The organism is Paenibacillus sp. FSL H7-0716, assembly GCF_038002705.1.
In the GTDB taxonomy this organism is placed as follows: Bacteria; Bacillota; Bacilli; order Paenibacillales; family Paenibacillaceae; genus Paenibacillus_AQ; species Paenibacillus_AQ odorifer.
This window is the reverse complement of the sequence record NZ_JBBODA010000004.1, coordinates 234,912-258,910: the sequence shown is the minus strand read 5'-3', so window position 1 is coordinate 258,910 and position 23,999 is coordinate 234,912. Positions and strand designations below refer to the sequence as shown.

Annotated in this window: 19 protein-coding genes; 3 read left to right on the top strand and 16 right to left on the bottom strand. The window is 44.1% G+C overall.

Annotated features, from left to right (window positions below; translation table 11 throughout):
- Positions 1-168 precede the first annotated feature (168 nt).
- Positions 169-447, bottom strand: a complete 279-nt coding sequence (locus tag MHH60_RS07710; protein WP_038573758.1) for a hypothetical protein — start codon at positions 445-447, stop codon at positions 169-171.
- Positions 448-685: 238 nt separating this feature from the next.
- Here MHH60_RS07710 and gdhA point away from each other — a divergent pair, with 238 nt between their 5' ends.
- On the top strand, positions 686-2,071 hold the full coding sequence (gene gdhA / locus MHH60_RS07705; protein ID WP_036682144.1) for an NADP-specific glutamate dehydrogenase: 1,386 nt from the start codon (positions 686-688) through the stop codon (positions 2,069-2,071).
- Positions 2,072-2,164: 93 nt separating this feature from the next.
- Here gdhA and MHH60_RS07700 read toward each other — a convergent pair whose 3' ends face one another.
- Positions 2,165-2,878, bottom strand: coding sequence for an HAD family hydrolase (locus tag MHH60_RS07700; RefSeq protein WP_076132712.1), 714 nt, complete (start codon positions 2,876-2,878; stop codon positions 2,165-2,167).
- Between the two features lie 34 nt (positions 2,879-2,912).
- Entirely contained in the window at positions 2,913-5,480 is a 2,568-nt protein-coding gene (locus MHH60_RS07695; RefSeq protein ID WP_076132714.1) for a DUF2339 domain-containing protein, read from the bottom strand.
- A 191-nt stretch (positions 5,481-5,671) separates the two neighbouring features.
- On the opposite strand from MHH60_RS07695, the gene MHH60_RS07690 reads away from it, so the two are divergent.
- The gene (locus tag MHH60_RS07690) at positions 5,672-6,712 is read left to right on the top strand and encodes a stalk domain-containing protein (protein WP_076105072.1); all 1,041 of its coding nucleotides are present in this window, start codon (positions 5,672-5,674) and stop codon (positions 6,710-6,712) included.
- Between the two features lie 538 nt (positions 6,713-7,250).
- Here the strand turns inward: MHH60_RS07690 and MHH60_RS07685 are convergent.
- From MHH60_RS07685 to MHH60_RS07650, 8 genes are all read right to left on the bottom strand, one after another.
- Positions 7,251-9,968, bottom strand: a complete 2,718-nt coding sequence (locus MHH60_RS07685; protein WP_081388807.1) for a CHASE3 domain-containing protein — start codon at positions 9,966-9,968, stop codon at positions 7,251-7,253.
- A 210-nt stretch (positions 9,969-10,178) separates the two neighbouring features.
- Positions 10,179-10,886, bottom strand: a complete 708-nt coding sequence (locus MHH60_RS07680; protein WP_076132943.1) for a DNA alkylation repair protein — start codon at positions 10,884-10,886, stop codon at positions 10,179-10,181.
- Positions 10,887-10,919: 33 nt separating this feature from the next.
- Positions 10,920-12,494: a histidine kinase N-terminal 7TM domain-containing diguanylate cyclase gene (locus MHH60_RS07675; protein ID WP_076132715.1), complete on the bottom strand. Its 1,575-nt coding sequence runs from the start codon at positions 12,492-12,494 to the stop codon at positions 10,920-10,922.
- An 83-nt stretch (positions 12,495-12,577) separates the two neighbouring features.
- Positions 12,578-13,099 carry a YcxB family protein gene (locus tag MHH60_RS07670; protein ID WP_076105074.1) on the bottom strand — a complete coding sequence of 174 codons (522 nt, stop codon included), beginning with the start codon at positions 13,097-13,099 and terminating at the stop codon, positions 12,578-12,580.
- Positions 13,100-13,230: 131 nt separating this feature from the next.
- Complete coding sequence (locus tag MHH60_RS07665; protein WP_036682161.1) at positions 13,231-13,479, bottom strand: type B 50S ribosomal protein L31; 249 nt, start codon at positions 13,477-13,479, stop codon at positions 13,231-13,233.
- Positions 13,480-13,702: 223 nt separating this feature from the next.
- Positions 13,703-14,491 (bottom strand): SDR family oxidoreductase, encoded by a 789-nt coding sequence (locus MHH60_RS07660; protein WP_076132717.1) that lies wholly within the window; start codon positions 14,489-14,491, stop codon positions 13,703-13,705.
- Between the two features lie 16 nt (positions 14,492-14,507).
- On the bottom strand, positions 14,508-15,278 hold the full coding sequence (locus MHH60_RS07655; protein ID WP_076132719.1) for a DODA-type extradiol aromatic ring-opening family dioxygenase: 771 nt from the start codon (positions 15,276-15,278) through the stop codon (positions 14,508-14,510).
- Positions 15,275-15,928 (bottom strand): alpha/beta hydrolase, encoded by a 654-nt coding sequence (locus MHH60_RS07650; protein ID WP_076132721.1) that lies wholly within the window; start codon positions 15,926-15,928, stop codon positions 15,275-15,277. Before MHH60_RS07650 ends, MHH60_RS07655 begins: the two co-directional genes overlap by 4 nt.
- A 143-nt stretch (positions 15,929-16,071) precedes the next feature.
- On the opposite strand from MHH60_RS07650, the gene MHH60_RS07645 reads away from it, so the two are divergent.
- Positions 16,072-16,623: a helix-turn-helix domain-containing protein gene (locus MHH60_RS07645; RefSeq protein ID WP_076132723.1), complete on the top strand. Its 552-nt coding sequence runs from the start codon at positions 16,072-16,074 to the stop codon at positions 16,621-16,623.
- A 6-nt stretch (positions 16,624-16,629) separates the two neighbouring features.
- On the opposite strand, the gene MHH60_RS07640 is transcribed toward MHH60_RS07645, so the two are convergent.
- Genes MHH60_RS07640 through wsfD form a run of 5 tightly spaced genes read right to left on the bottom strand, consistent with a single transcriptional unit; the run spans position 16,630 to position 23,999 of the window.
- Positions 16,630-17,481 carry a diguanylate cyclase domain-containing protein gene (locus tag MHH60_RS07640; RefSeq protein WP_036682174.1) on the bottom strand — a complete coding sequence of 284 codons (852 nt, stop codon included), beginning with the start codon at positions 17,479-17,481 and terminating at the stop codon, positions 16,630-16,632.
- A complete protein-coding gene (locus MHH60_RS07635) occupies positions 17,471-19,567 on the bottom strand; it encodes a cellulose biosynthesis cyclic di-GMP-binding regulatory protein BcsB (protein WP_081388809.1) in 2,097 nt (698 codons plus the stop codon). The genes MHH60_RS07640 and MHH60_RS07635 overlap by 11 nt, the downstream gene beginning before the upstream one ends.
- A 52-nt stretch (positions 19,568-19,619) precedes the next feature.
- Positions 19,620-20,870, bottom strand: a complete 1,251-nt coding sequence (locus MHH60_RS07630; RefSeq protein ID WP_036682179.1) for a glycosyltransferase family 2 protein — start codon at positions 20,868-20,870, stop codon at positions 19,620-19,622.
- A gap of 28 nt (positions 20,871-20,898) precedes the next feature.
- The gene (locus MHH60_RS07625) at positions 20,899-22,449 is read right to left on the bottom strand and encodes a hypothetical protein (protein WP_076132725.1); all 1,551 of its coding nucleotides are present in this window, start codon (positions 22,447-22,449) and stop codon (positions 20,899-20,901) included.
- Positions 22,446-23,999 carry a glycan biosynthesis hexose transferase WsfD gene (wsfD, locus tag MHH60_RS07620; RefSeq protein WP_076132727.1) on the bottom strand — a complete coding sequence of 518 codons (1,554 nt, stop codon included), beginning with the start codon at positions 23,997-23,999 and terminating at the stop codon, positions 22,446-22,448. Before wsfD ends, MHH60_RS07625 begins: the two co-directional genes overlap by 4 nt.

Here is a 23,999-nt window from a genome sequence, read left to right as displayed (position 1 = left end):
TGATAACCTTTTACAATATGTGAATTAAGGGTTAAATTTATGATTGATTTCATTGTACCACACTAAATCACTAAAAGCAATGCGTATGCCTATTTAATTTTCACTCCGGCTCTTATTGCCTGTAAACAGCAGCAGCCGAGCCGGGCGCTTAACCATGTTAATCGATTGTTAATCGATATAACCTGCCAACCCTTTATCCATCAAGTAATCCATTTCTGCATCAAGAATGGTCTCTACTGTGATTTCATCCAGCTTCACATCACGTTGGGCAGTTACATAGTCGACCAGATCATCGCTGTCGATGTCTACCTCACCCTTGGCGTTCGCCTTGGCCTTATTGATAAAGGTCTGTTCATGCTTCAATACTAAGCGGATGATTTGCGGATCCACTTTGGTTTTGGCAGATAATACATTTACTAGCTCCTGCTCATTTACTTTGTCACTCATTTTTTAAATTTCATCTCCTTACAATTATTACACAATCATTGTAGCATATTTCGCGCTTTAACGCGTCATTACGCGAAGTATACCGCGGTTTATTCACACTTTTCTTATCATCCCGGCGTCTATAACGTTCCACTTGAAGTAAGTTATTTAATAAAAACAGTTGTGAGGAACATTGACTTGTGCCAAAATATAAAAAAAGTGTTGGACCAAATGAATACTAGAAAAGGCGGTTGAATTCATGAGCTCTGTATCTACCCAGCAATTAGACACAAACAGCAACAAGGCACATCGTTATATCGAAGACGTATACGCACAGGTTGTTGCGCGTAATCCTTTTGAGCCCGAATTTCATCAGGCCGTAAAGGAAATCCTTGAATCTTTGCTTCCAATCCTCGCTGCTGAACCTAAGTATCAGGAAAATGCCATTCTGGAAAGATTGGTTGAGCCAGAACGTTTGATTATGTTCCGTGTTCCTTGGACAGACGATCAAGGTAAGGTCAGAGTTAACCGTGGATATCGTGTACAGTTCAGCAGTGCAATTGGACCTTACAAAGGTGGACTTCGTTTTCACCCATCCGTTAATGCTAGTATTATCAAATTCCTTGGTTTCGAGCAAATCTTCAAAAATGCTCTTACCGGCCAACACATCGGCGGAGGTAAAGGCGGATCCGACTTTGATCCTAAAGGTAAATCCGAAGGCGAAATCATGCGTTTTGCACAAAGCTTCATGACTGAATTGCAAAATTACATCGGTCCTGACCAAGACGTTCCTGCAGGAGATATCGGTGTAGGTGGTCGTGAGATTGGCTACATGTACGGACAATACAAGCGGATCCGCGGAGGATATCCGGCTGGCGTATTGACTGGTAAAGGTATTGGTTACGGCGGAAGTCAGGCTCGGACAGAGGCCACTGGTTACGGTACAGTTTATTTCGTAAACGAGATGCTGAAAGCAAAAGGCCTTTCTTTTGAAGGAAGCCGCGTTGTTGTTTCCGGTTCTGGTAACGTAGCGATCTATGCGATCGAAAAAGCTGTACAGCTAGGCGCTAAAGTCGTAGCTTGTAGTGATTCCGCGGGATATATCTATGACGAAAATGGGATTAACCTCGAAACTGTCCGCCGCCTGAAAGAAGTCGAAAGAAAACGGATTAGTGAATATGTGAATGAACATCCTAACGCTGTATATACTGAAGATTCCACGCAAATTTGGACCATTCCTTGTGATATCGCCCTTCCGAGTGCTACTCAGAATGAGATTGATGAAGCCATGGCATTGAAACTGATTGAGAATGGTGTAAAAGCAGTAGGCGAAGGTGCCAATATGCCATCCACCCTTGAAGCTATTCATCAGTTCCAACAAGCTGGCGTACTATTCGCACCTGCTAAAGCTGCTAATGCTGGCGGCGTAGCTGTATCTGCGCTTGAAATGGCACAAAACAGCATGCGGTTGTCCTGGAGCTTTGAAGAAGTAGATACGAAGCTGCATGAAATCATGGTTTCCATCTACGAACAATCTGTAAATGCATCCGAGCAATATGGACAGTCCGGCAACCTTGTTGCAGGAGCGAACATCGCTGGATTCAAAAAAGTGGCCGACGCTATGCTGGCTGAAGGTGTAATCTAGATAAATTACCGGCGCTCTAGTCACGGACGCCCGACATACAAAAGTCCCTGTAACCGGTCAGCAAGAATCCGGTTACGGGGACTTTTTGTGTGTCTAAGCGTTCCATCCGGGGATCTTCCGCAAATCCCCGTCCCATATCGATTGAGTACTCTCCACAGTCGTATTGGGGGGTGAAGAAGCCGTACGAATGTAACAAGAATCTATTCCTATCGTTAGTGCCCCTGCAATATCCGTACGGGGATCATTCCCGATCATGATGGCCGAACGCAAATCCGCTCCATAATGCTCAACTAAATAACGATAAAATAGAGGGTCTGGCTTACTCACTCCTGCTTCGGAGGAAATGGCAATGCCATCGAATAAAGGAAGAATACCCAGCATCGTTAATTCTGCTTCTATAAAGGTTTTCTGGCCATTGGAGAGCAAAAATACCTTTTTGCCACGTTCTCTTAATGTTTGCAGAATTTCAACCACACCCTCATAAAGTGAGATATGGATCATCGATAATGTCCGCAGCCATCTAACCGTTTCATGTAACCACGCTTGATCCGGTTCTCCACCCAATTGACGGGCCACAGAACGAAACACATCCTCCATTACGAAATCTGGATACTGACAATTCCGCGCGGCTTCGGTGAGCTGTAAATCCCTCTCCCGCAGAAATTGTGCCTGTAGCTCACTTCCTGTTATGGACATCCCCTGATATCCGAAATGGAGCGATAACCGATCCCATACCTCCGGTTTCTCCTCATCTGTCTGAATATCGATTAATGTGCCATACAGGTCGAAAATATAAGTCTCGTACATCCACCGTCTTCCTTCCTATTATTCTCGTTGTGTTTTATCCCTTAGTGCCATTATCGGCGGTTGTCTGGCCCTCCTCCATCCGGTTTGACACCTTTTGATAGAGATAGGAGATGCCGAGCAAGCAGATGCCAAAGCTGGCATAGGCTATGATTTTGCTGCCAGTGTTCAGCAGACCCAAATCATAAAGCAGCAGCTTGCCCGTTGCCAGCAGTGTTAATCCAAGGCCGAAGCGCCGGATGTATACATACCTTTTGCGGAAGCCATACATGATAAACAGAACGGCTAATAGTAGATAAATGAGACTAAAAATTAAACCTGCATCACTCAATTGCAATTGCACTCCTAAGAAAGCGGTGATAATGCCGAGTAGATAAATCGCCATGAAAACAGGATAGATCTCCATACTCTTAAACTGGCGATTCAGCGCTGCAATCAGCAGATCACGTCCGCTAAACCAAACAAAGATATTAAAGATAATCAGCACGGCCAGTGCGATATAATCAGCTGCTGTATTTTGCGCCAAATTATTTTGCAGACTTGGCAGACCTACTGTAATAACTATACAAATGACGTAGCCAATCCCAAACAGAAGTCTCACAAAATATTTAACAATCGTGTCATACAGCACCTTCACCTTTGGCAGCACGTAAGCCAGAACCAAGGTCCATACAGCGGACAGCAGCAAATTATAGAAGGTTCTATGCGCAAAGTCCTCCGGTACAACCAGATGATACAATCTTCCCAATTCATACAAGCCGTAGATCCAGAAATTTAATAACGCCGCATATTTAAACCACAACGCTAAGGTGATTTCATAAGGTTCGCTGCGCTGAAGAGCATCCTTACGGTTATGCTGAACAGCATACAACACCGCGACAATCAGCATGCCTGCTGTGATAAAGACATATTTTAGCGGGAAGTAAACATCTCTAAAATTCGTCCATTGATAGTCTGCAACCCACTGCGTCGGTACATTTAGACAGAAGAATACTACAAGGCAGAGCATCATAATGCCCCAGCCCGCCCTTTCCATCCCCTTAAAGCGGTTCAGATTTCCATACAGCGTAAGAACGACGCCCTCAATCAGCCAACCGATGGACCACCAAGCCGCTCCAAATTGAAATGGAATCATCAATATCCCGAAGGTCAGTGAAGTGGCGTAGAACAGCAGCATGCTTTCTTTTTCCTGTGGCATCAGCTTCTCAAGCCCTCGACCCAGACCAAGATACAGCAGGCAGAAAAGCAACGCCAGTGCACCATTGTAATCCTTCAGTCCTGCATCCATAAATAAAATATACAAGGTGAGACAGCTAATAAACGTATTACATCCTAAGAGAGAGAAATCCCACCAGGACAGCTTGGAACGATATTTGAACGGATACCACAAGGTAATTCCCAGATACATCGCAAAAGTCAAAACAGCATAACACATATTAATTCCGTTGCTATCCGACAAAGCTATTAATATAAGCATGGAGGGTGTATTAAATAAGTAGCTGATATAATTTACAACGTTCCAGCGTTTGCGGAAAGAAATCAATAAGATAAATAAATTCAATAGAAACAAGTAACCCATAGCCACATAAACCGCGTTGCCCGAAAGTCCAAACGCCCCCAGATAAGAGTATAAGGGCAGATACCCTCCGATTAAGCCCAGCGCACAAATACTCCGTGATTCATACCTTAAAGACAGGAGTACCGCAGTTAAAGTAACGAGTACAGACAAGGATAACCCTACATATATACCAATAATATCAAGCAGAAAATAGCTATAAAAAATAGAGCCATACAGCACCGAAATGCCGCCGCCAAGCAGCCCTAAAGCGAAGGTGCCTTTTCCTTTGCGGTATAACCACTCCCCGCCTCCCAGCATCAATAAGCCCAGTAGAAAAAAAGCGCTTCCCTTCATATAACCTGTGAACCAGTTGGAATAGGTATACCGGAAGCCTGCCCCCACCGCCAAAATCAACAGCAGAATACCCAGCTTATTAATCCAGCTTAGTCCAATCTTCATTTCGATCTGATTTTGTTTTCTTCGGCGCTTAAGCACCTCTTCAGTGATCTCTTCCGAGGCAAAATCATGTAATCCATTATCCATGCCTGAGTTAAGGCGAAGTTCCGCTTCCCTCAGTCTCTGCCGCTGTGCCAGCACGCGCTCATTTAATTCTGCCGCCAACGCCCCGAGTCGACTGGATATCTCTGCTTGTTCCTCACCTAACTGCCTGGAGGCTTTGTGGTACAGCTGCTGAATATGACGTTTCGTCTCCACTTCAAAAACCGTCAGCCGATCCGTATGAGCGTGGCTTCTAGAGGCAAAATAAGTCTGCAGCTTCTGCCTCGACACTTTAAGAATGCCCAGCTTCTCATCTAAAATTTGTTCCGTTAGCGCAACTCTTAGCTCAGTATTCTCTTCTTGAAGCTTACCTACCTGAGTCTTTAGCTCGACCAAAGCAAGCTTATGCTTCTCATATTGCTTCTTCAAGTATTCATTCTCGTTGACCAGATCGTGACTTTCATATTCCGCAATCAGAGCCTCATATTCCTTAATAAGCCCGTCCTGCTGTACCTTCATGAATCTCAGTCGATCTTTGAATGACTCCATAGCGCCTCCTTATGTGAGCGATTGTTAATACTTACATATTACTACATATAGCTGGGGGGTCTTATGCTTTTTTTATATTTGCAGTGAATGAAGATTACGATCGGGATGCAAAAAAACTGCAACATTTTGGAGGGGTGTCCCGTCAGAATAATAACAACACTAACAAAAGATTTTAAAAGGAGCTCACAACCATGAACAACATTTTAAAAACAAGTACAGTTCTTTTAACTTTGTCCCTAGCCCTATCTACAGGAGCAGCTTATGCTGCACCCACCACAACTTCTGCTAAAAATGAGGCTACACAAACCTCCGCTAGCGTTAATCAAAAGACGTTTGCGATTGAAATCAACGGATCGACCATTAAAGAAACAGGCTTCCAAAGCACAAGCGGCAAAGAACCGATGGTGCCACTACGTTCGATTACTGAAGCCCTTGGATTTGAATTAACCTGGAATGCACAGAATAAATCCGTTGAACTTATCAATGGCGCTGTATTCACTACAGTGAAGGCTGGAGAAGACCGTTATAGCATCAACAAAATGTATACAACACTTGGAACTGCACCACAATTGGTTGACTCCACTTTGTATGTCCCAGCTTCCTTTTTAAGCGAAGTAATTCATCAAAACATGACTGTGAAGGGAGATTCCATTGTGATCAACACAAATGCCGCCGAGCAGCACATGACTAAGACTGGTGTGATTACAGCTGTCTATGATGGTGGTAAATACCAATCCGTTCAAATCCAAGGTGTAGGTACGGATGGAATCGTATTAAATGTAGGGGAAGATACGGTTATTGAGATGGCAGACGGCACTAAAATAGCACTCAAAGATCTCCATATCGGGATGACTGTAAAAGCAGAACACTCCATGGTCATGACTATGAGTCTTCCGCCACAAACACCAACTTACAAGATCACTGTTCTGGACAAGCAGAAACAAGATGATCTTCTAGGTACTGCTGGTACTATTGAAGAAGTTCAAAAAGACGATAAGGGAAATATCAGCATCACTGTTAAAGGCAGTGGCCTGAGCGAATTGTCACAAAAAGAAGTAGTGCTGCGCATTAGCGAAGATACAGTACTCATTAACAAAGACGGCGAAGCTGTTAAAAGCAGCGAGCTTGTTAAAGGTACAAAGGTTATCGGATTCTACAGCCCGGTGCTGACTAGAAGCCTGCCACCCATCGGCACAGCTGTCAAAGTTGTAGTTGATTCTGTGCAACAATAAGAGAGACACTGGAATCTTATTAAAAGGATTCCAATGAGACATTAAAACAGCGATCCTTCCATTATGAGAGGATCGCTGTTTTGCGTTTGAGACAATAGGTTGGCTGACTCGCTTCAGCCGATTTGAGGTAAATGAAAGCCGGCTTAACGCCTAGGCACACTTTTGCTCGCCTTGCTGCAGAGTTTTAGATGATCATAATCGCGAAACTCAAGGACCCAGCTGACGTTATTTGCGATCTTTCCGCCTTCAGAGCAAATTTTCGGACTCCAGCGCCACTATTCATTAAAAAGAAGGGCATATTCGGTGTTTTGCATACCAATAGCGTCAGTGGGGTCCGTTAGAATTACAAATGTGGTAAAAAGCAACGTTAACAGTCAGCTGTGTCCGATAGCAGATTATAGTTACTTCGTTCGCGCAACTTCACTCGAGTTGTCCGAAGTTGGAGGTCTAGTTCAAGGTCAACAAAACAGGGGTGCCCCAGCAGCCATTGTCATGACTGCTAGGACACCCCGTGATTGTTCCCTTCCATATATCTATTTCATGAATCGCTAGCTAGAATCAATTGCATCAACGCTAATAAACGTTCCAGGTTAATCGGCTTGCTGAGATAATCTGTTGCCCCTGCCTGAAGGATTTTAGCCTTATCTTCCTTCATCGCTTTTGCAGTCAGTGCAATGATGGGAATATCCTTCTTTGCAGGCATTTGTCTGATCCGGTTGATTGCCTCATACCCGTTCATCACTGGCATCATAATATCCATAAGAACGATGTCTATAGAAGCTGCTTGCACCAGTTCATATAGGCCGCTCTCTCCGTTAGTAGCTGTAGTTACATGCAGCCCGCGCTTTCTTAGGGTATTTGATAAAGCGAACAAATTCCGTTCATCATCATCCACGATAAGTACATGCTTTTGATTCAGAGAAGTGAAGTCAGTACGTGTATCCGCAGCCGTTGTAGCGGCAAGGACCACTCCACTTCCCATCTCTTGAATAACAGTCGCATGATCAGCCACCTCCACAAGGCTTGGAGCCTCAAGCTGCAAAGGCAAATACACTGTAAAGACACTGCCCGCACCCTCTTGGCTCTCCAGCGTAATTCTACCACCAAGTAATGTAGCCAGCTCTCTGGATATGGATAAACCAAGCCCAGTTCCCCCATATTGACGTTCTGTATTTCCATTCGCCTGTTGAAACGCTTCGAAGATAATGGACTGTTTGTCTTCTGAAATCCCAATTCCAGTATCTTTGATGGCGAAGGCAATAAATACCCCAGTACCCAAATCTGCCAAATCCAGCAGCTCGCCCTTAGTTGCTAAACGGATTTCCAGAGTGACTGCACCTTCTGCTGTAAACTTAAACGCATTGGACAACAAATTTATAATAATTTGCCGTACTCTTTGAGCATCTGAATAAAATAGCGGGGGCAAGTCCTCTCCGAGCTGTATTTGCAAAGGAATCTCTTTTTTGCGGGAAAGCTGACTGAAGTTCTGGATCATTGCCTCTGGAATCTCCGATATATTTATCGCTTCAATTTCAATATTCAGCTTTCCTGCCTCAACCTTGGACAAATCCAGAATGTCGTTAATCAACGCCAGCAGATCTTGTCCCGAAGAATGAATGGCTTTTGAGAATTCAATATCCTCTTCGCTTAAAGCTCCCAACTGATTCTCCATAAGAAATTCGGAGAGCAGCAGAATGCCGTTCAGCGGAGTTCGCAGTTCATGAGACATATTAGCCAGAAACTCCGATTTATATTGTGAGCTTTGCTGCAATAACTCTGTGTATTCACTAAGCTCCATTTGAGCTCTTTCCGCCTCCAATGACTTTTGTTCCGCCAGCAGATTCTTATCCTCCAGCTTTCTATTTGTTGCATGCAGTGACTCCGTCTGGATCTGCAGCTCCTCAGACTGAGTCTGTAGTTCCTCGGTGTATACTTGAAGCTCTTCGTTAAGACGTTGAGATTGCTCCAGCAGTTGATCGATTCTCATACTGCTAATCGTACTGTTAATGGCAGATCCAAACGCATTCGAAATAGATTTCAAGAACTTGATCTGGAATTCCGTAAGTGGAGCAAAGGCGGCGATTTCCACCACAGCAACTACTTCACCTGAAAAAGAAATCGGCAGCAGCAGCAGCGACTTCGGTGAAGAGACGCCCAGCCCGGACTCAATACTGATATAATCCTCCGGCAGATCCTGTATTTGCATCACACGCGCCTCTTTAGCACATTGTCCAACTAGTCCTTCACCAATATAGAAGGTTTGTAAATCCGAGAAATTGCTGTTCCCGGCAAAAGTAGAGACTCTTTTTAAAAAGTCCTGGTCATGCTCTTGTGACCGAACATATAAGGCACCGTATGGATACTCTATTACCTCTGCCGTTTTACACAGAAAAATGTCCCCGAGCTGCGAGACTCGAGTAATCCCCTGATACTTGGCCATCAGGTCGTTTGCTTTCTCCTGAATCCATATCCGCTCTTCTTGCGTGTCTATCAGATGATTCGTAGCTACGCTCAGATCTCTGATCTCATCATTCGTTGTGATCTCTATCCTTGTCTTCATATCTTCGTCAGAATCCAAACCTGCAATCGTATGGGTAACTTTACGGACTGTACTAACGATAGAGCGTGAATTGACCCACGAAGCGACCATCGCGGTAACCGCTATAATTGCCCAAGCAATATAAAGAAGCTCTAGCAATAATTTATTCTTGTCTGCTTGTCTAGCTATCAGGCTGTTAGTGTTCTCCTTCATCGTCTCGCGGTAAGTGCTGATCTGATTACGAATCCGGTCCATTTGATCTTTGCCGTCGTCGGAATTGAAGTATCTTAGGAGCTCGGCGTCCTGTCCCTCTTTTTTCAACTGGATTACATAATTTCCGGATTGTTCGATCCATTGCTTAATTTTACTTTCAATACCCAACAGGCGCTGTAGCTGTAAAGAATCATTAGCAGTCAGCACGTAAAGCTTATCATAATTAGCTTCCCATTCAGCCTTACCCAAATTGTAGGGCTCCAGATACTTGTTATCGCCGGTGATGACATATCCACGTTGTCCGGTTTCCATATCTAAAATATTCTTCTCAATTAGATTAGCTAAATTAGTAATCTCTCGATCCTGATGAGAGATGAAGCTGGTTTCCCGCTGTAGAGCATTGATTCTGCCATGCATGACAAAAACAAATCCTAATAGACAGATCACGATTAAAACTGTAATTGACAGTATTTTATACTGCAAAGTGAATCGGCGTTTGTTCACAACTGGCCTCCGTCCTGTCTTCTAACTATAAACCCCTTTCTATTCTACATCATTGCAAAAGATTACTTGAATAAGGCTTCATTATTCTTCTATGTAAATTTTGACTGCTGCTAATTTAAACAATTTCCGCAGGGTTGAAACATTTGTTTTTCCCGGAATAAAAAAACCCACAAGTGCCTTTCACCTTGAAGGGTTACCTAAATATCTAACCTAGCAAATACAAGTTTTCTTCTTCACACCAAGCTTCCCAGCCTGTTCAACCTTAGCAATATAATCAACAGCCATGGGTACTTTACAAGCGGTTTGTCCCATGTTCACCTGGACCTTACCTATACCTGCTGCGATCCCTGCTGCCTCCTCATGCAGTTCTGTGATACTGCTGCCCACCATAATTACGAAAGTATTCATCGTATAACGGACACGATTCCGCTCCTGATGAATAGTAGCGCCTACTTGTTGTAACAACTCCCTGATTTCAGCGATGTCCAGCTTATCATCCGGTGTAATTGAAATGTAATTTGCATAAGTGCTCCAGCCGCAAACGGCTATTAGTTCATCCGAGGAACGAATCCACTCTCTCGCAAGTTCCAATCCATATGGACTCTCTGCGGCGAGAGGGGATACTATATATTCCACTACCGCATGCCAACGGGCCGCCGAAGCCCAGCTTTGAAGCTCTTCCTTCGTCATACTCTTAGGATTGACCGTTAGTCCAGCCAAATACATTGCATCGTAATTACCTGTCTGATACAAAGCTCTTGCCAGACTCTGATTTTTTTTCACATCCTTAACCAGCTTCTTCATATCCCCTACCTTTACTCCAAATAAAGGTTCCACTGCGCCATGTCGTAAGAAGGTACGTTTCGTCTGCTCTGTACCCATCTCCTCAAGCTTGCTCATCACTCCATCAACAGTCAGATTCATTAGACCACTCCCTCTTCTTCGATGTTCTTATCCCTTAACAGTTTCTCTTATGATTGGTTCACGACCTAACGTAACTCTGTTCTTCCCTGTATTCTTAGAGTGATATAACGCTTCATCCGCTTCCCGATATAAATCTTCGAAAGTCACCTCTCTACGCTCCGTAAAAGAGATTCCGATACTTGCGGTAAGATGAATGCTATCCTGTTCATTCAAGATTATCGTGTAATCACTCATCATTGTACGAAAATCCTCTGCTTCTTTTAAGGCTGCACGTTTATCTTCAGCGAAAAAGCATACGGCAAATTCCTCGCCACCTACTCTTCCAGCAATACCTTTATTCTGGTATACCTGAAGTATTTTATTCGAGAAATCAACTAACGCCTGATCGCCCGCTAAATGACCATAAGTATCATTAATTAATTTAAAATCATCAATGTCAAATAACAGCAGAGCCAATCCTAATCCATCCGGTATCGTTTGATTCTGGACCCTTTGCATGAAATGCCTGCGATTATAAAGCCCCGTCAAATCATCAACCGTTGCCTGATAGACCAGTTCACGCTCATATCGCTTTTTCTCACTATGATCACTAAACACAATAAGCATACCTTTATTCTCTGTTGTCGCATGTTCCGTAGCAATTAAAGAAACCCCATAACAGAGCTCCCCTGCGCCAGAACAAACTACCTCAAATTGTCCTTCCGTCCTCTGACTGTAATGAGCTGCAATGTCTTTGTGAGACTTCATAAAAAGATCAATGTTTTTTCCCATCCAGTTATCATTCGTTATTCCGGTAATGTCGTATAAAATAGCATTCGCCGCATCGTTTATGCCAATGATATTATCATAACGGTCAGTCAGAACTACGCCATCTTTCATGTGCTCTAGAATTTTGTTTTTGGTTAGAGGGAAGATGGTTAATTTGGAGCTAACAAAAAGTGCGAAATAAGCCGCTATAATTGCAGGCAAATAAGTAAACGCCGTAAAACCTGTAATGGTAATCTTCAAGAGGGGAAGTAAAAAGACGGAAATAACCGGAACCAGCAAACCCGCCAACAGCAGGATATTAGTCCGCAAATAAACTCTCGGGGTATTCAGTAGGGAAACTGCCAGCAAGCAGACTGCATATAGCCCAAAAAGCTGATCATACGCAATAAAAGCCATACTAAGGAGCGTAGGCTTTACAGCAATTCCACTAACACCCGCGACCGTCAGGACGGACACTTCACTGCGCATCAGATGATGATAGCTATCCGTAAAAATAAGAAGTACATCCATAACAATAGGGATAGAGAAGATGGCAAGCTTCACGGGCAGGCGCCCTGTGGAAGGAGATACGTATTCTTTTACCACAGCATAAGTAAAGAGCGCACTAAAAAAAAGCGGAGCCTGCTGCACATTCTTCCACCACAGCTTAGACTGAAAAGAGGGTGACATAATCTCTCCCGCCGTTGCAACAAATATAAGGCTGACTAACAGCATTAAGATCCACAAATAGCGTCTCCCTGCTAACTTACGGTGCCGATAGGAGCTGACGCCCATGTACAGACTTAGAACACTGCCCATTAATAAGTAATACGGATATCCCTGAATCCATGGCATGCCATATTTCTCCTATTTTTCAAGTCGCTCCTATCATTATAGCCTAATCCTTGATACAAATGAATCAACAATAACAGCACATCTTATGCCTTAAATTTCACCCGGTTGGAGAACATATATTTTCTGGCTAAATCCTTAAATGTTATTTTATCTTGTGCCGATTCAAAGAAACGTTTAGGGATAATCAGCGCTCTCTGTGTGGACACAAAAAACACAAACAAGTTCGTAGTTTCACCTATCTTATGTATCTCTTCCCACTTCACTTGTCCACTGCCCGCTTCGGAAAGATAAGATATGCCTTCATCTGAAATCGTATAATTTTGCGGTTGCTGAATTAGGTTATCTGTTTTGAACGCCTTTTTCGATTTTTTGATCAAGCTTGCCTTGGTCATATACCATAAGACAGCGGCAAGAATTATAGCAGTCACAGCCAGGATTGAGATGCTTTGAGTACTGTAATCCTTAGTAATTAATAACAAAATCATAAAGTAAGCGACTACGCTGAAAGAGTTAAGTATAATCCGGCTATTCAAGCTGAACCATAAGTTAAACTCCTGAACGTCCTCACTCTTTAGGACTGTATCTACTTTTATTACATTTTCCATCACTGATCGCTCCCTCGACGCCATGTATATTTTTAAATTCATCTCATTTTAACATGCCTGAACACAAAAAAGGGACATCCCCGAAGCGATTGCTTCTACATGGGTTGTCCCTCTTCAATCCGTAAGGATTCTTATTTCTTTTGTGCAAGACGTTGTTTGAACTTGTCAACACGGCCGCCTTGTTCTGTATCTCTTTGTTTACCAGTGTAAAATGGGTGGGATGCGGAACTTGCGTCCACACGGAGCACTGGGTAAGTGTTGCCGTCTTCCCATTCCATAGTTTCATTGGATGATTTAGTAGATGCACTCAAGAATTTGAAGCCTACGCTTGCATCCAAGAAAATCACTTGGTTGTACTTAGGATGTATGCCTTCTCTCATTCTGATCGTCCTCCTTCTGAATAAATTCGTGGAGCCTTTATGGTAAATTATCCAAATGATCTGTAGGTTTATATATAGTATAACCTAATAAACGTAGGAAAATTCGTAAATCTTACGATTTAGACCACCGCTCCATCATACGCTTATTTAGAGCACAAAGCAACTAATATTGAAATTACTAATATTTCCATTACCTTTCAAAGCCTACCCATAACGCCGGAGGTTAGAGTGATTTCACCATTCCTCCATCGACTAAAAGAGATTGTCCCGTAACATAAGTATTCGCAAAAGAGCCTAAAAAAACAGCAGCCTTGCCGAATTCTTCGGGCGTGCCCAATCTTCCTAGTGGGATCTGCAGCAGCGCTTCCTCTTGGATCTGCTCCATAGGGATCCCCTCTGCTTGTGCACGTTTGCCGTCTAGTTGAAGAATCCGGTCGGTTGCAATACGCCCTGGTGCGATCGTATTAATTAAAATGCGATCCGCAGCCAGCTCAGTAGCCAAGCTCTTGGTCAAGGCATACACGCCAGCGCGAAAAACATTGGAAAGAATCAACCCCTCAATAGGCTGCTTGATAGAAATCGAGCTTATATTAACGATTCGCCCTGCCCCAGAAGAGCGCAGATGCGGCAGTGATTCACGGATCAAACGAATGGTGCTCATCAGTGTGAGCTCAAACCCCTGGTTCCAATCCGCGTCTTCCATATCAGCGAAACCTCCGCCATGAGGCCCCCCCGCATTGGTCACTACAACATCTAGCCCACCGTTTTGGGATACAACCGTTTGAATAGCATGTACGATATCCTCTGGGACAGTCACATCCATCTGAACAATGTTCACCTGCTGTCCTGTGGCTGCCTGAATCTCTTTCTGTGCGTCTACAAGCTGCTCCATACTCCTGCTGGCGATCATTACCTTCGCCCCCTCACGGGCATACTCCAGCGCAGTTGCGAGTCCTAACCCTTTACTTGCTGCGGCTACAAAAACTGATTTCCCACGAAGTCCCAAGTCCATCATTAATGCCTCCTTCTTAATTAAACTCCCAACAGCTAAGACTTAAATTGCCATACTGATAACTTCGGTGCAGCAGCTTCGCTTCTTTCCCTTTATCGCCAGCTCCCATAGCTATTATCAGAGGGATAAAGTGCTCATTAGTCGGCACTGCATCAACGCCATAGGGAGCAAGCTCCTGATAGTTAAATAGCGACTCTGTATCCCAAGCTTCCACCCTGTGCTGCAGCCAATCATCGAATGTCTCCGCCCATTTCTCGACATTCTCCATTCCCCACTTCACGCTACGCAAATTATGAACGGTTCCACCGCTGCCAATAATCATAATATCCTGCTCACGCAGCTCAGATAAAGCTTTACCCATTAAATATTGCTGTTCATTGGACAGCTCTCGATTAACTGACAAAGACACGACAGGAATATCTGCATTCGGATAGATTAATTTAAGAATAGCCCAAGCTCCGTGATCTAGTCCACGCTCTGTATTTAATTTGCTGACAATTCCATTCTTGTGGAACAGAGACATAATTTGCTGTGCAACCTCATTGTCCCCTTTGGCAGGATAAGTCATTTGATACATCTCATCTGGGAAGCCATAGAAATCATAGATGGTGTCGAAAGTCTTCATAACTCCAACCGACTGTGTGTGTTCTTCAAAATGTGCAGAAAATAGAACAATCGCTTTAGGTTTGACATTGCTCTCAGCGAGCTCGCCCAGAAATTTCGTATATGCATTGTTATCAAGTACCAGAGAAGGAGCACCATGGGCAATAAAGTAAGAAGGTATCATAGTTTATCACTCCCTAAGTTCTGCAGTAACCAAGCGATCAGGTCCTGCTGATTCTGCGGTAATACACCATGATCCGAAGGATACGTATTAAAGGTTAATAATGGGGTTAGACCTTCGAAATAAGCGGCTGTTTCTGTCCCCACTGAAATTGGAAATACAGAATCATATTCACCATGCGAGATGAAGACCGATACCTCCTGCACACTCTTCAGCTCATAATCCGTCTTCACAAATCCTGGAACATAACCGTTCAGCGCCACAATTCCCCGAAGCGAATTGCCGATTGTAAGAGCGAGTGTCATGGACAAAATGGCTCCTTGACTGAAGCCAAGCAGATAACGGTAATTAGCATCTATAGGATATTTGTCGGTGGCGTATTCGATAAACTGCTGCAATTGCAATACAGCCTGATCAAACTGCTCACGGATGGGATGACCTAGACTTTTGAGATCATAATATTGAAATCCTGCCCCTAAAATCATATTTCCCCGAATCCCGATAATAATAAACTCTTCAGACAAGGACTCCACAAGCCCGAACATATTCTTCTCATTGGAACCTTTGCCATGCAAGGTGAAGATAACCGGATAAACCCGATTCTCATCGTAGCCGGAAGGTAGACTGACATCATATATATAAGGTGCTTTCATACTAAACACTCCTTCAAAATATTTGTAATACAAAAATAATATTTGTAAGGATAATATTATAAACCTCTGGCTAGTATGTCAATTAATAATTTGTTAATATAAAAATATATTTGCTATTACTAATATCAAAAGGGGCTTTACTAATGAATATAGGTTCAAACATTCGTACAATCCGTAAAAGAAAACATATAACGATTGCCCAAATCTGTGAAACTACTGGCCTGTCACAGGGTTTTATGAGCCAGGTTGAGACTAATAAGACCTCTCCCTCGATCGCAACCCTTAGCCTGATTGCGGATGCGCTGAACGTTCCGTTGGCTTATTTGCTGTTAAAAAAGGAAGAGCGGATGCAGGTGGTACGATCCGAGGATCGGCAAATCACCAGTAGCGGAAGTGATCGACTGCAAGTTGAGCATTTAAGCTCGGCAGGTGGTGTACGAATGGTGCTTGTCCATTTCCCTCCGGGTACTTCTACGGGTGAAACTCCGCAGGCGCACGAAGGCAAAGAGGTCCATTTAGTAATAAAAGGTGAGGTTTATGCAGAGCAAGGTGAAGATTTCGGGAAGTTCCAAGCGGGGGATTCCTTTAGCTGGAATGCCTGTGTGCCCCATCTGGTCATAAATAAAGGCGATGAGCCGGCAAGCGTGCTCATCGCCATCCATACAGAGGCTGATAGTGAAATCATTGATTTTTAAGCTGGCCTACACGTCGTACTCCAGCTGTTTTTTGGCCTGAACAATGAAATCCAGCGGATTCTCAATCGTGCCGGCTTGGTATTCGACCGCCCCAATCTTAAGACCCAGGCTGACCTTGTATTTTCTGGAAAAATTATTGTCATTCAACTCCTGAAGCTTGAGCTTAATCCGCTCGATCACTATCTTCGCCCCATCGCTGTCCGTGAACAGCAGCAGGCCCCATGTTGCTTCATCCTTATCTAGCAGATACAGTGCATCATTGGTACGAATACTCGCCTGGCTAAGCTGAGACACGTCATAGATAGCTTCTGCCAGCTGATCTTCAGGAATGATCCGTCTGATCTCTTTCCAATACTTCACCTTCACCACTAGCAGGGTGAGCGGAATCTGATAGCGGGTCGAAATGCTTGTAAATAATGTAGCATCCGTCTGAAAAGAAATACTGTTCCGCAAATTTGTGTTTTCATCGACGATAGCCATATTGGCAGTCTTTTTGCGTAGCTGCTCATTCTCCACCTGCAAATCACGGCTGCTTAAAGTGAATACCCATAGAACGACCGTTAATAGCGGAGTCATAATTAGCCAGAAATAAGTATTCAGGCTAATCGTTTCCCCTAGCGTTATCGTCTGGTACATCGTGTAGAATCCGTAAGCAAAGATAAACACCAGATTCAAGACCAGCCCGGCAGTGACGGTTGTAAAATACGTAACAATGGCCAGAATGAAAGCCACCGTTAAAATGATAATATTCTGTAGGTAATCATCCGGTGCCCCGGCAATGAAGACGATACAGAGGAACGATAACACCAGGAATGATAAGAGAGCGATGTCCGACACTAAGCTGCGATTACGTCTCACGCTTATCACCACGTTTCTTCATGTGTTTGCGAAGCAGCAGGATCAGCGATAGAACTACCAGTGTCAGCACCAGTAAAATCACGATGATAAAACTGAGTACATCCGACCGTTCCATTATTTTCTGGACCACAGAGTCCTCGGCTGCTCCAGTGATTGTTTTGAAGCGGTGTGCGCTGACATTACCGTCTTTATCAACGATTGCGCCATCGCCAAACACCTTCCACTTGTCCCGCTCTGTAGCGAGCAGCTTCGATCCTAAGTAATACTCTTCCGAGCTGACTCCCGTAACCGCAAGCAATGCACGTCCCGCCTCAAATGGCGAATCAATCAGCTGCAGAGTTCCGATTCGTGCGCCGTATTGCTCTTCAATACTCATTTTCTCATTGGAGCGAATTGTGGTTCCATCTCCGTTATATTGAAAATAAAGCTTAGCATTCTGATCACGGATCACCTTATTATTCTTATAAGCACCAATAGCGATGATATTATTATTTTTCAAATGATCGGCGCTGACAGTATCGGTATAGAACTGGATATTCCCTATATTTCCGCTGGCATATTTACCAAGCAGATTAAAGATATTCGATACACTTAAATAGGCGTAATCATCCATTTGTTCGGGCAGTACAACCGCCACATGATTATAGATCCCATCGCGGATGAACGGATATGGATAGTTATTAAATAAGAGATCCGTGCGATCCTTCGTATTCAGCTGCATTACAGAATCTTTACTGATATAAGCCCACGGCATTTGATCCCGATCGATAATACATCTGGCTCCTTCGATCTCCAAATCAAAAGCCACAGTCACCGAGAAATTTCCGGAGATATTCAAGTTCTGAGGCACCGAGAGATTAAGAATATCGCCATTCGCCAGTTCCTTGGTCAGCTTCTTACTGCCAATCGGAGTATTATTGATGCTCACGGTAACCAATGAACGAGTAAAATCCAAGTTCTGTGCATAACGGAAATCCAGGCTGATTTTACCGGAATCGGCAATCGAGCGGTTCGCTGGCAATGAAATAAAATACGTCTGCTCCTGATGATGTGCCCCGGTCAGTTTATCACCTGTTTCAGTGAACGCGATGTTAGAGCTAATCGAAAGCGCAGGTGCTGACACTTCTGTAGCATCCGTTACTGTTTTCAGATCACTACTGATCTGCCCGATCAGCTCTGGATTAGCAATCAAACGACCCGCTTTAATCAGCAAGTTCTCATCCTTCGAGGTTACAACCAAGGTGGGCTGGGTATCCTTATTCACTAGCTGGAGCAGCGCGTGCGTACCCAAATCTTCAGTGGAGCTTAGCTGAGCTTTCAGCCCGCTTGGTACTCTGTCATACATAGCTACCAGTACAACGGCGGCCTTATTCTGCACAGTGTCTGCCCGGTAGGGAAGCAAGGGAATAGTCTTATCATTTAACGTAATCCCCTTAACAAACCCGGAGAGAGCATAAGTGGCTGCTTCCATTTCTGCCGCTGTGCTTTTGTCCGGTACAGTCAGAATACTCTGATTCTTCGTTAAGGTATCTATCCCGGCGAATCGCTCGCTGAAGTCACTGATCCCTCCACTCAAGGGCTTTGCGGTATAAATCACGTTAACACTGGACGTATTGAACAGATGCAGCCAATTATCCGACGTTTCATCGACCGAACAAAAGAGGTCATCTTGACGATCTGTCTTCAAATAGCCCTGAATGCCCAGTGTATTCGTCCCTTTTTTCAGAAACCCCTTGGGTGCCGCAAGGTTCAACAGCTGTTCGCCGTTGTCTTGTAGTGACGGACGAAACGTATAGAACGGGCTGCCGTTTAGCGTTAAGGTAACACTAGAAATCTGCTCTTCGGTAATTTGTGAAATTTGAAAATGCAGTTTGATCTTTACTTGATCCACATTCCAATAATCCAGAACCTCAAAATATTGCTGCTGGGCACTCGAACCTGTTAAGGACGAGTCCGTTCCCGTAAATGAGGTTGTATAAGTCGACTTATGATCCTGCGGCAACGTCTCTGCGGCAGCTGGATGGATTGGAATTAACAAAAGGGAGAGGCAGGTTAACAGTATAACCAGCTGTTTTTTTATCTTCATGTTCTGTTTCTCCTGTGATTACATTTTTCTCATATGACTTTTTGGTGCCTCGTTAGTAGCGCTCTGTCTTGTACCATTTGGCTTCTCTTTTGAAGATGAGGTCTTTCAGGTATAGATATAACCCGTTAGCCGCGACAACCATCCACAGCTGGCAATAAGACACATACATCAACATCACAATCCCTAGATTGGACAAGCTCATCTCGCCCTTTTCTGTCGTTAGCGTGATGAAGGTCCCCACAACGAAAAGAATAATAGCGAGCAGCCATAAGAAATTACTAAGACCTGCAATAGTAGTATGCACATAACCCAAAGCATGCAGGATCAGCAGCACATCGGAGGTGATTAACGACAGCAGCAGCAAGAAGTAAATGGATAGAAAATAAAGAATATCGAACCGGACCTTTGCGGCCGATTTATTGAACAGCAGCGGAATATTTTTGACAATGACATAAATATTGCCCTTCGCCCAGCGGGTTCGCTGCTTGAACCAGACCTTTAGGGTCTGGGGTTCCTGCTCCCACGTGACGGATTTCGGCTGGAACTTGATTTGGTAACCCATCATATAAATCCGGAAGCTGATTTCTGTATCCTCGGCTATCGCTTTGACATCCCAGCCACCGATGCTTTCCACAATTGACCTGCGCATAATGAAATTGGTTCCCGGAATAGTGCAAAGCTTGAACAGCTTCCAGCGTCCCGCTTGAGCCATCCATTGAAAGGATAAGGTCTCAATATTAATGAACCGGGTCAGTAAACTTGCATCACGATTACGGGTCCGGAACTTCCCGATCACTGCACCGAGGCTGGAATCATGCATGATCTCAGCAACCAGATAACGCAAAGCTGTTTTCTCCGGAGTATTGTCGGCATCATAAATGGCGATTAGCTCCCCTTTACAGCTGGTAAAGCCTATATTCAAGGCATTGGATTTACCTTTGCCTCCTGTAACTGCATCCGTATTAATGACTACCAGCTGACGCCCCGGATTTCGGGATTGTATTCCCGCCAGCAGCTCGGCACTGTTATCAGAGGAATTATCATTAATTACAATAATCTCATACCGATCTTGCGGATAATCCAGCGCGAGCAGAGATTCAACCGTCTTACAAATCACTACCCCCTCATTGTGAGCGGGAACCATAATTGAAACAAAAGGATATTCACCCTCTATCTCTGGTATATCCTCATTTTCGGATTTAATGTAATATAGATAGCCCGCGATAATGAGGGTCACATTCACCAGCAGCAGAGACCAAATACAGATCACCGCAATCACCATCAGCACGTCTGAAATCGTCATAGGGTCCTCCAAATCACGATTAGTTGTCTCATTTCAAAAACTTTCTGCGATATAACCGGTATCCGATCATCAACAATCCGCCAAACAGCAGCAGAGAAATCATGATCACAACAATAAAAAATTGATTCTGAATATTAAAAAGCCGGGTGAAGCTCTTTTGCTGCTCCTCTGTGTAGCGATAATCGCTATCCACTGTTTCCGGTGTATAGTCCAGGCTTAGAGGTTGTCCATTAATAGAAATCATTCCATCTAATGAGGAGATTGTGTTCTGATCAGTAACCACCTGATGCTCTGCTTGCTTATAATCGGCAAAAGAAACCCAATTCCGCTCCAGACTTTGCAGCATTTCTTCAAGCTGACGCTCATCCTCGGGCATGTCGACGGTGATTACAGTATCCAGCGGCAATTGCGGGATCACTTTATTGGATGTATGCAAAGCCTGAAGAAATTCCAGCGGAACGCTATATAAAGAGGATGGAAAGGATTTAGAGGTGTCGCTCTGCTCCATATAATCAATCTGTTCATCCGGATATAACACCACGGAATCAAAAAAGCTCATCCCCGCTTCTGAATACTCTTTGTCATACGACCAATGCATTTCCGCCCCGGCTCCAAGCGGCCCAAGCCCATTTTCGGCCAACAGATTGATGAAATCATTCATCTTTCCTTTAAGCGTATGGTCACTGGAGCTTATCGTTGGCATCACCACTGGGGCATTGACCAGAATGCTTCCATTGCTGGATTGCACACTTTTCATGGCCACTAAATAGCGCTGCATGGCCGGATAATCGGTATTGCTGAACACAGGCCGCACACTTGCAAGAAACGGAATCCCCAGTTGATATAGCCGCTCACCCGTTTCTGCCAGCAATCGCAGATCAGAGAAAGGATAGATTTCTTTGATCGCAAGGTACATTTTAGGAGCAGCAGTGATATGGAGCCAATCCTTCAGAACATACGCCATCCCCAGCGTACTGACATTCCCTTGTTCAAAATATGGGGCATATGTATCATTCCCCTTACTCACAGCGTACGGTGCTTGCAGACCCTCCTCCGCAAAAGAGAGTTGCCCGAAGGATTTGACCGCCTGACTCGCTACAATATAAGGCATATCCTGCACCTTAGCTTGAATTCCGGAGAACTGTCCAATTTCGAGCTCAGCACTCCCGTCATAGATCACATCAGTGGTTAGCTGTAACGCCTTCGTTAGACTAGCGGGTGGGTTGTACCCAATATGCAAGTACTGCCCCTGATAATGCTCCCAATCCTCTATATAGGATTTATTCGTGATCGAAATATCCGCTTCGTTACGGACCATGATCACTCTGGAGTAATTTTTCAGCATCCCCTGCTCGTATTGATCTAGGCTTCGAAGTGTAACCCTTGTCGAGTAAGCCGCCAGCAGACGTTGAAGTTCAGTCACATTTCCATCCTTAGCGGTCCCCTTGGCAAGGCTGTCATAGAGCAGTAAGACTTGTTGTGGTGATACAGCAGATTGAACAGGAGTGGCGGGAAGCAATAGGATGGTTAAGCTCAGGGTCAGCAGCAATATACAGTATAAGATCCCTCTGCGCTTCAAACACTCACATCCTTTTGAGGCTTTGTATATGGACTAGAAGTGGTGGGACTTTCGTTAACCGGCTTTTTGCGATTTTTCGAGAATCTGCGTCCGATCACACTAGATACTGTCAGAAAGGTCACCAAATCAAAAGATAAAGTGAACAAGAATTCATGCTTGGAAATGTCGGCATCACCGGCACCAATAATCGATACAAAAATGCCTGAAAGACCAATGCCTATCGTAGCGACAATCAATACCATCCGCTGCAATCCTCTAAAATTGCGTGCCTTGATGGCTGTTACGAGGGAAGGCATATACAGACCAATGACAAGCACTGTCCAAAGGAAGATAAAACCTATCGTTCGTGGTGCCAAAGCCTTTTTCAGCTGACTATATCCAGTAAAAAAGTGACTTTGTGCTCGAAATTCCTTCCCAACGGATTGCTCATAATTGCCCATCGCCGCTGGTTTAATCGAGAATGCACTTTGAGCAGCAACATTAAGAATCGAGTTAAGCTGATCCGGATTCGATATATAGTATTTAAGGATCGAAACAAATCCGTAACGACTGTAAAAGTTCTCTTGGAGGATTGGTGAATTCACATCAATAGTTCCGTACTTCTCGTAATAAATGCTATTCTTCAAGATGGCATATTGTTCATCAATATCGAATGACTTCAGTGCCTTCTCCGGATCGGTGGAATCCTTCAGCACCCCTCGGGTCATGGCATGGAACTGGTTAATATTCACGAACTCATCCGAGATATTCAAATAGGTGAACACACCTGCGAACAGGATCAAGGCAAGGGAAACTAGGGTCAGAATACGAAAGATCTTTTCCCTGCGAATCCAAAGGATTGAACACCCCAGAACCGCAATGATTATACCCACTGGTGCATTTTGTTGTTTGGAAGTTGTCAGGATGATCGTACTGATCAAGAACAGGGCCAGCAGCACATAGTCATTGTATCTTTTTTGATATAACAACAACCAAGCTGCGAACATAGTAATCATCGTGATCATCACGACGCTCTCGCCGTAAAAGGAGTTGAAATAAGCGGTATACCCGGTATCTCCAAATATAAAAATAGCAATACCAGCAGTGACCCAGCCCTGCTTGCGGGTCATCCCCCATGTAATTGCCTCTATTAATAAGTAGATCGCCGCAACATATAAAATCGTATAAATGACTGCTTGAAACCGGATATCGAAAACCTCGCTGCTAAAAAACAGCTTATTAAGTCCAATGGCCAGCTGGATAAATAGGGACTGTGAAGAAAATAATGTCGCGCCATTCTCATTAAAATACTGAAAGATTCCATATTGCTTTACAAAATAACCAAAGTATTGCTCGTCATAATCCGGCAGATTGAAATAAATTCCGTTACTATAGATGCTGCGAAAAAAATCACCATTATCCGCCATTCCGACATACGGGGCGGTAAATAAGGCTATGATGGTTATAAGCAACACTCCAACAGCAGTGATAAAAGCCGGGGACAATGGCAAAGGTAGGTTAGCGAGTGTCATCCCCTGCCTCAGAGGTGATTTCACCGTGTTGTTTATCAT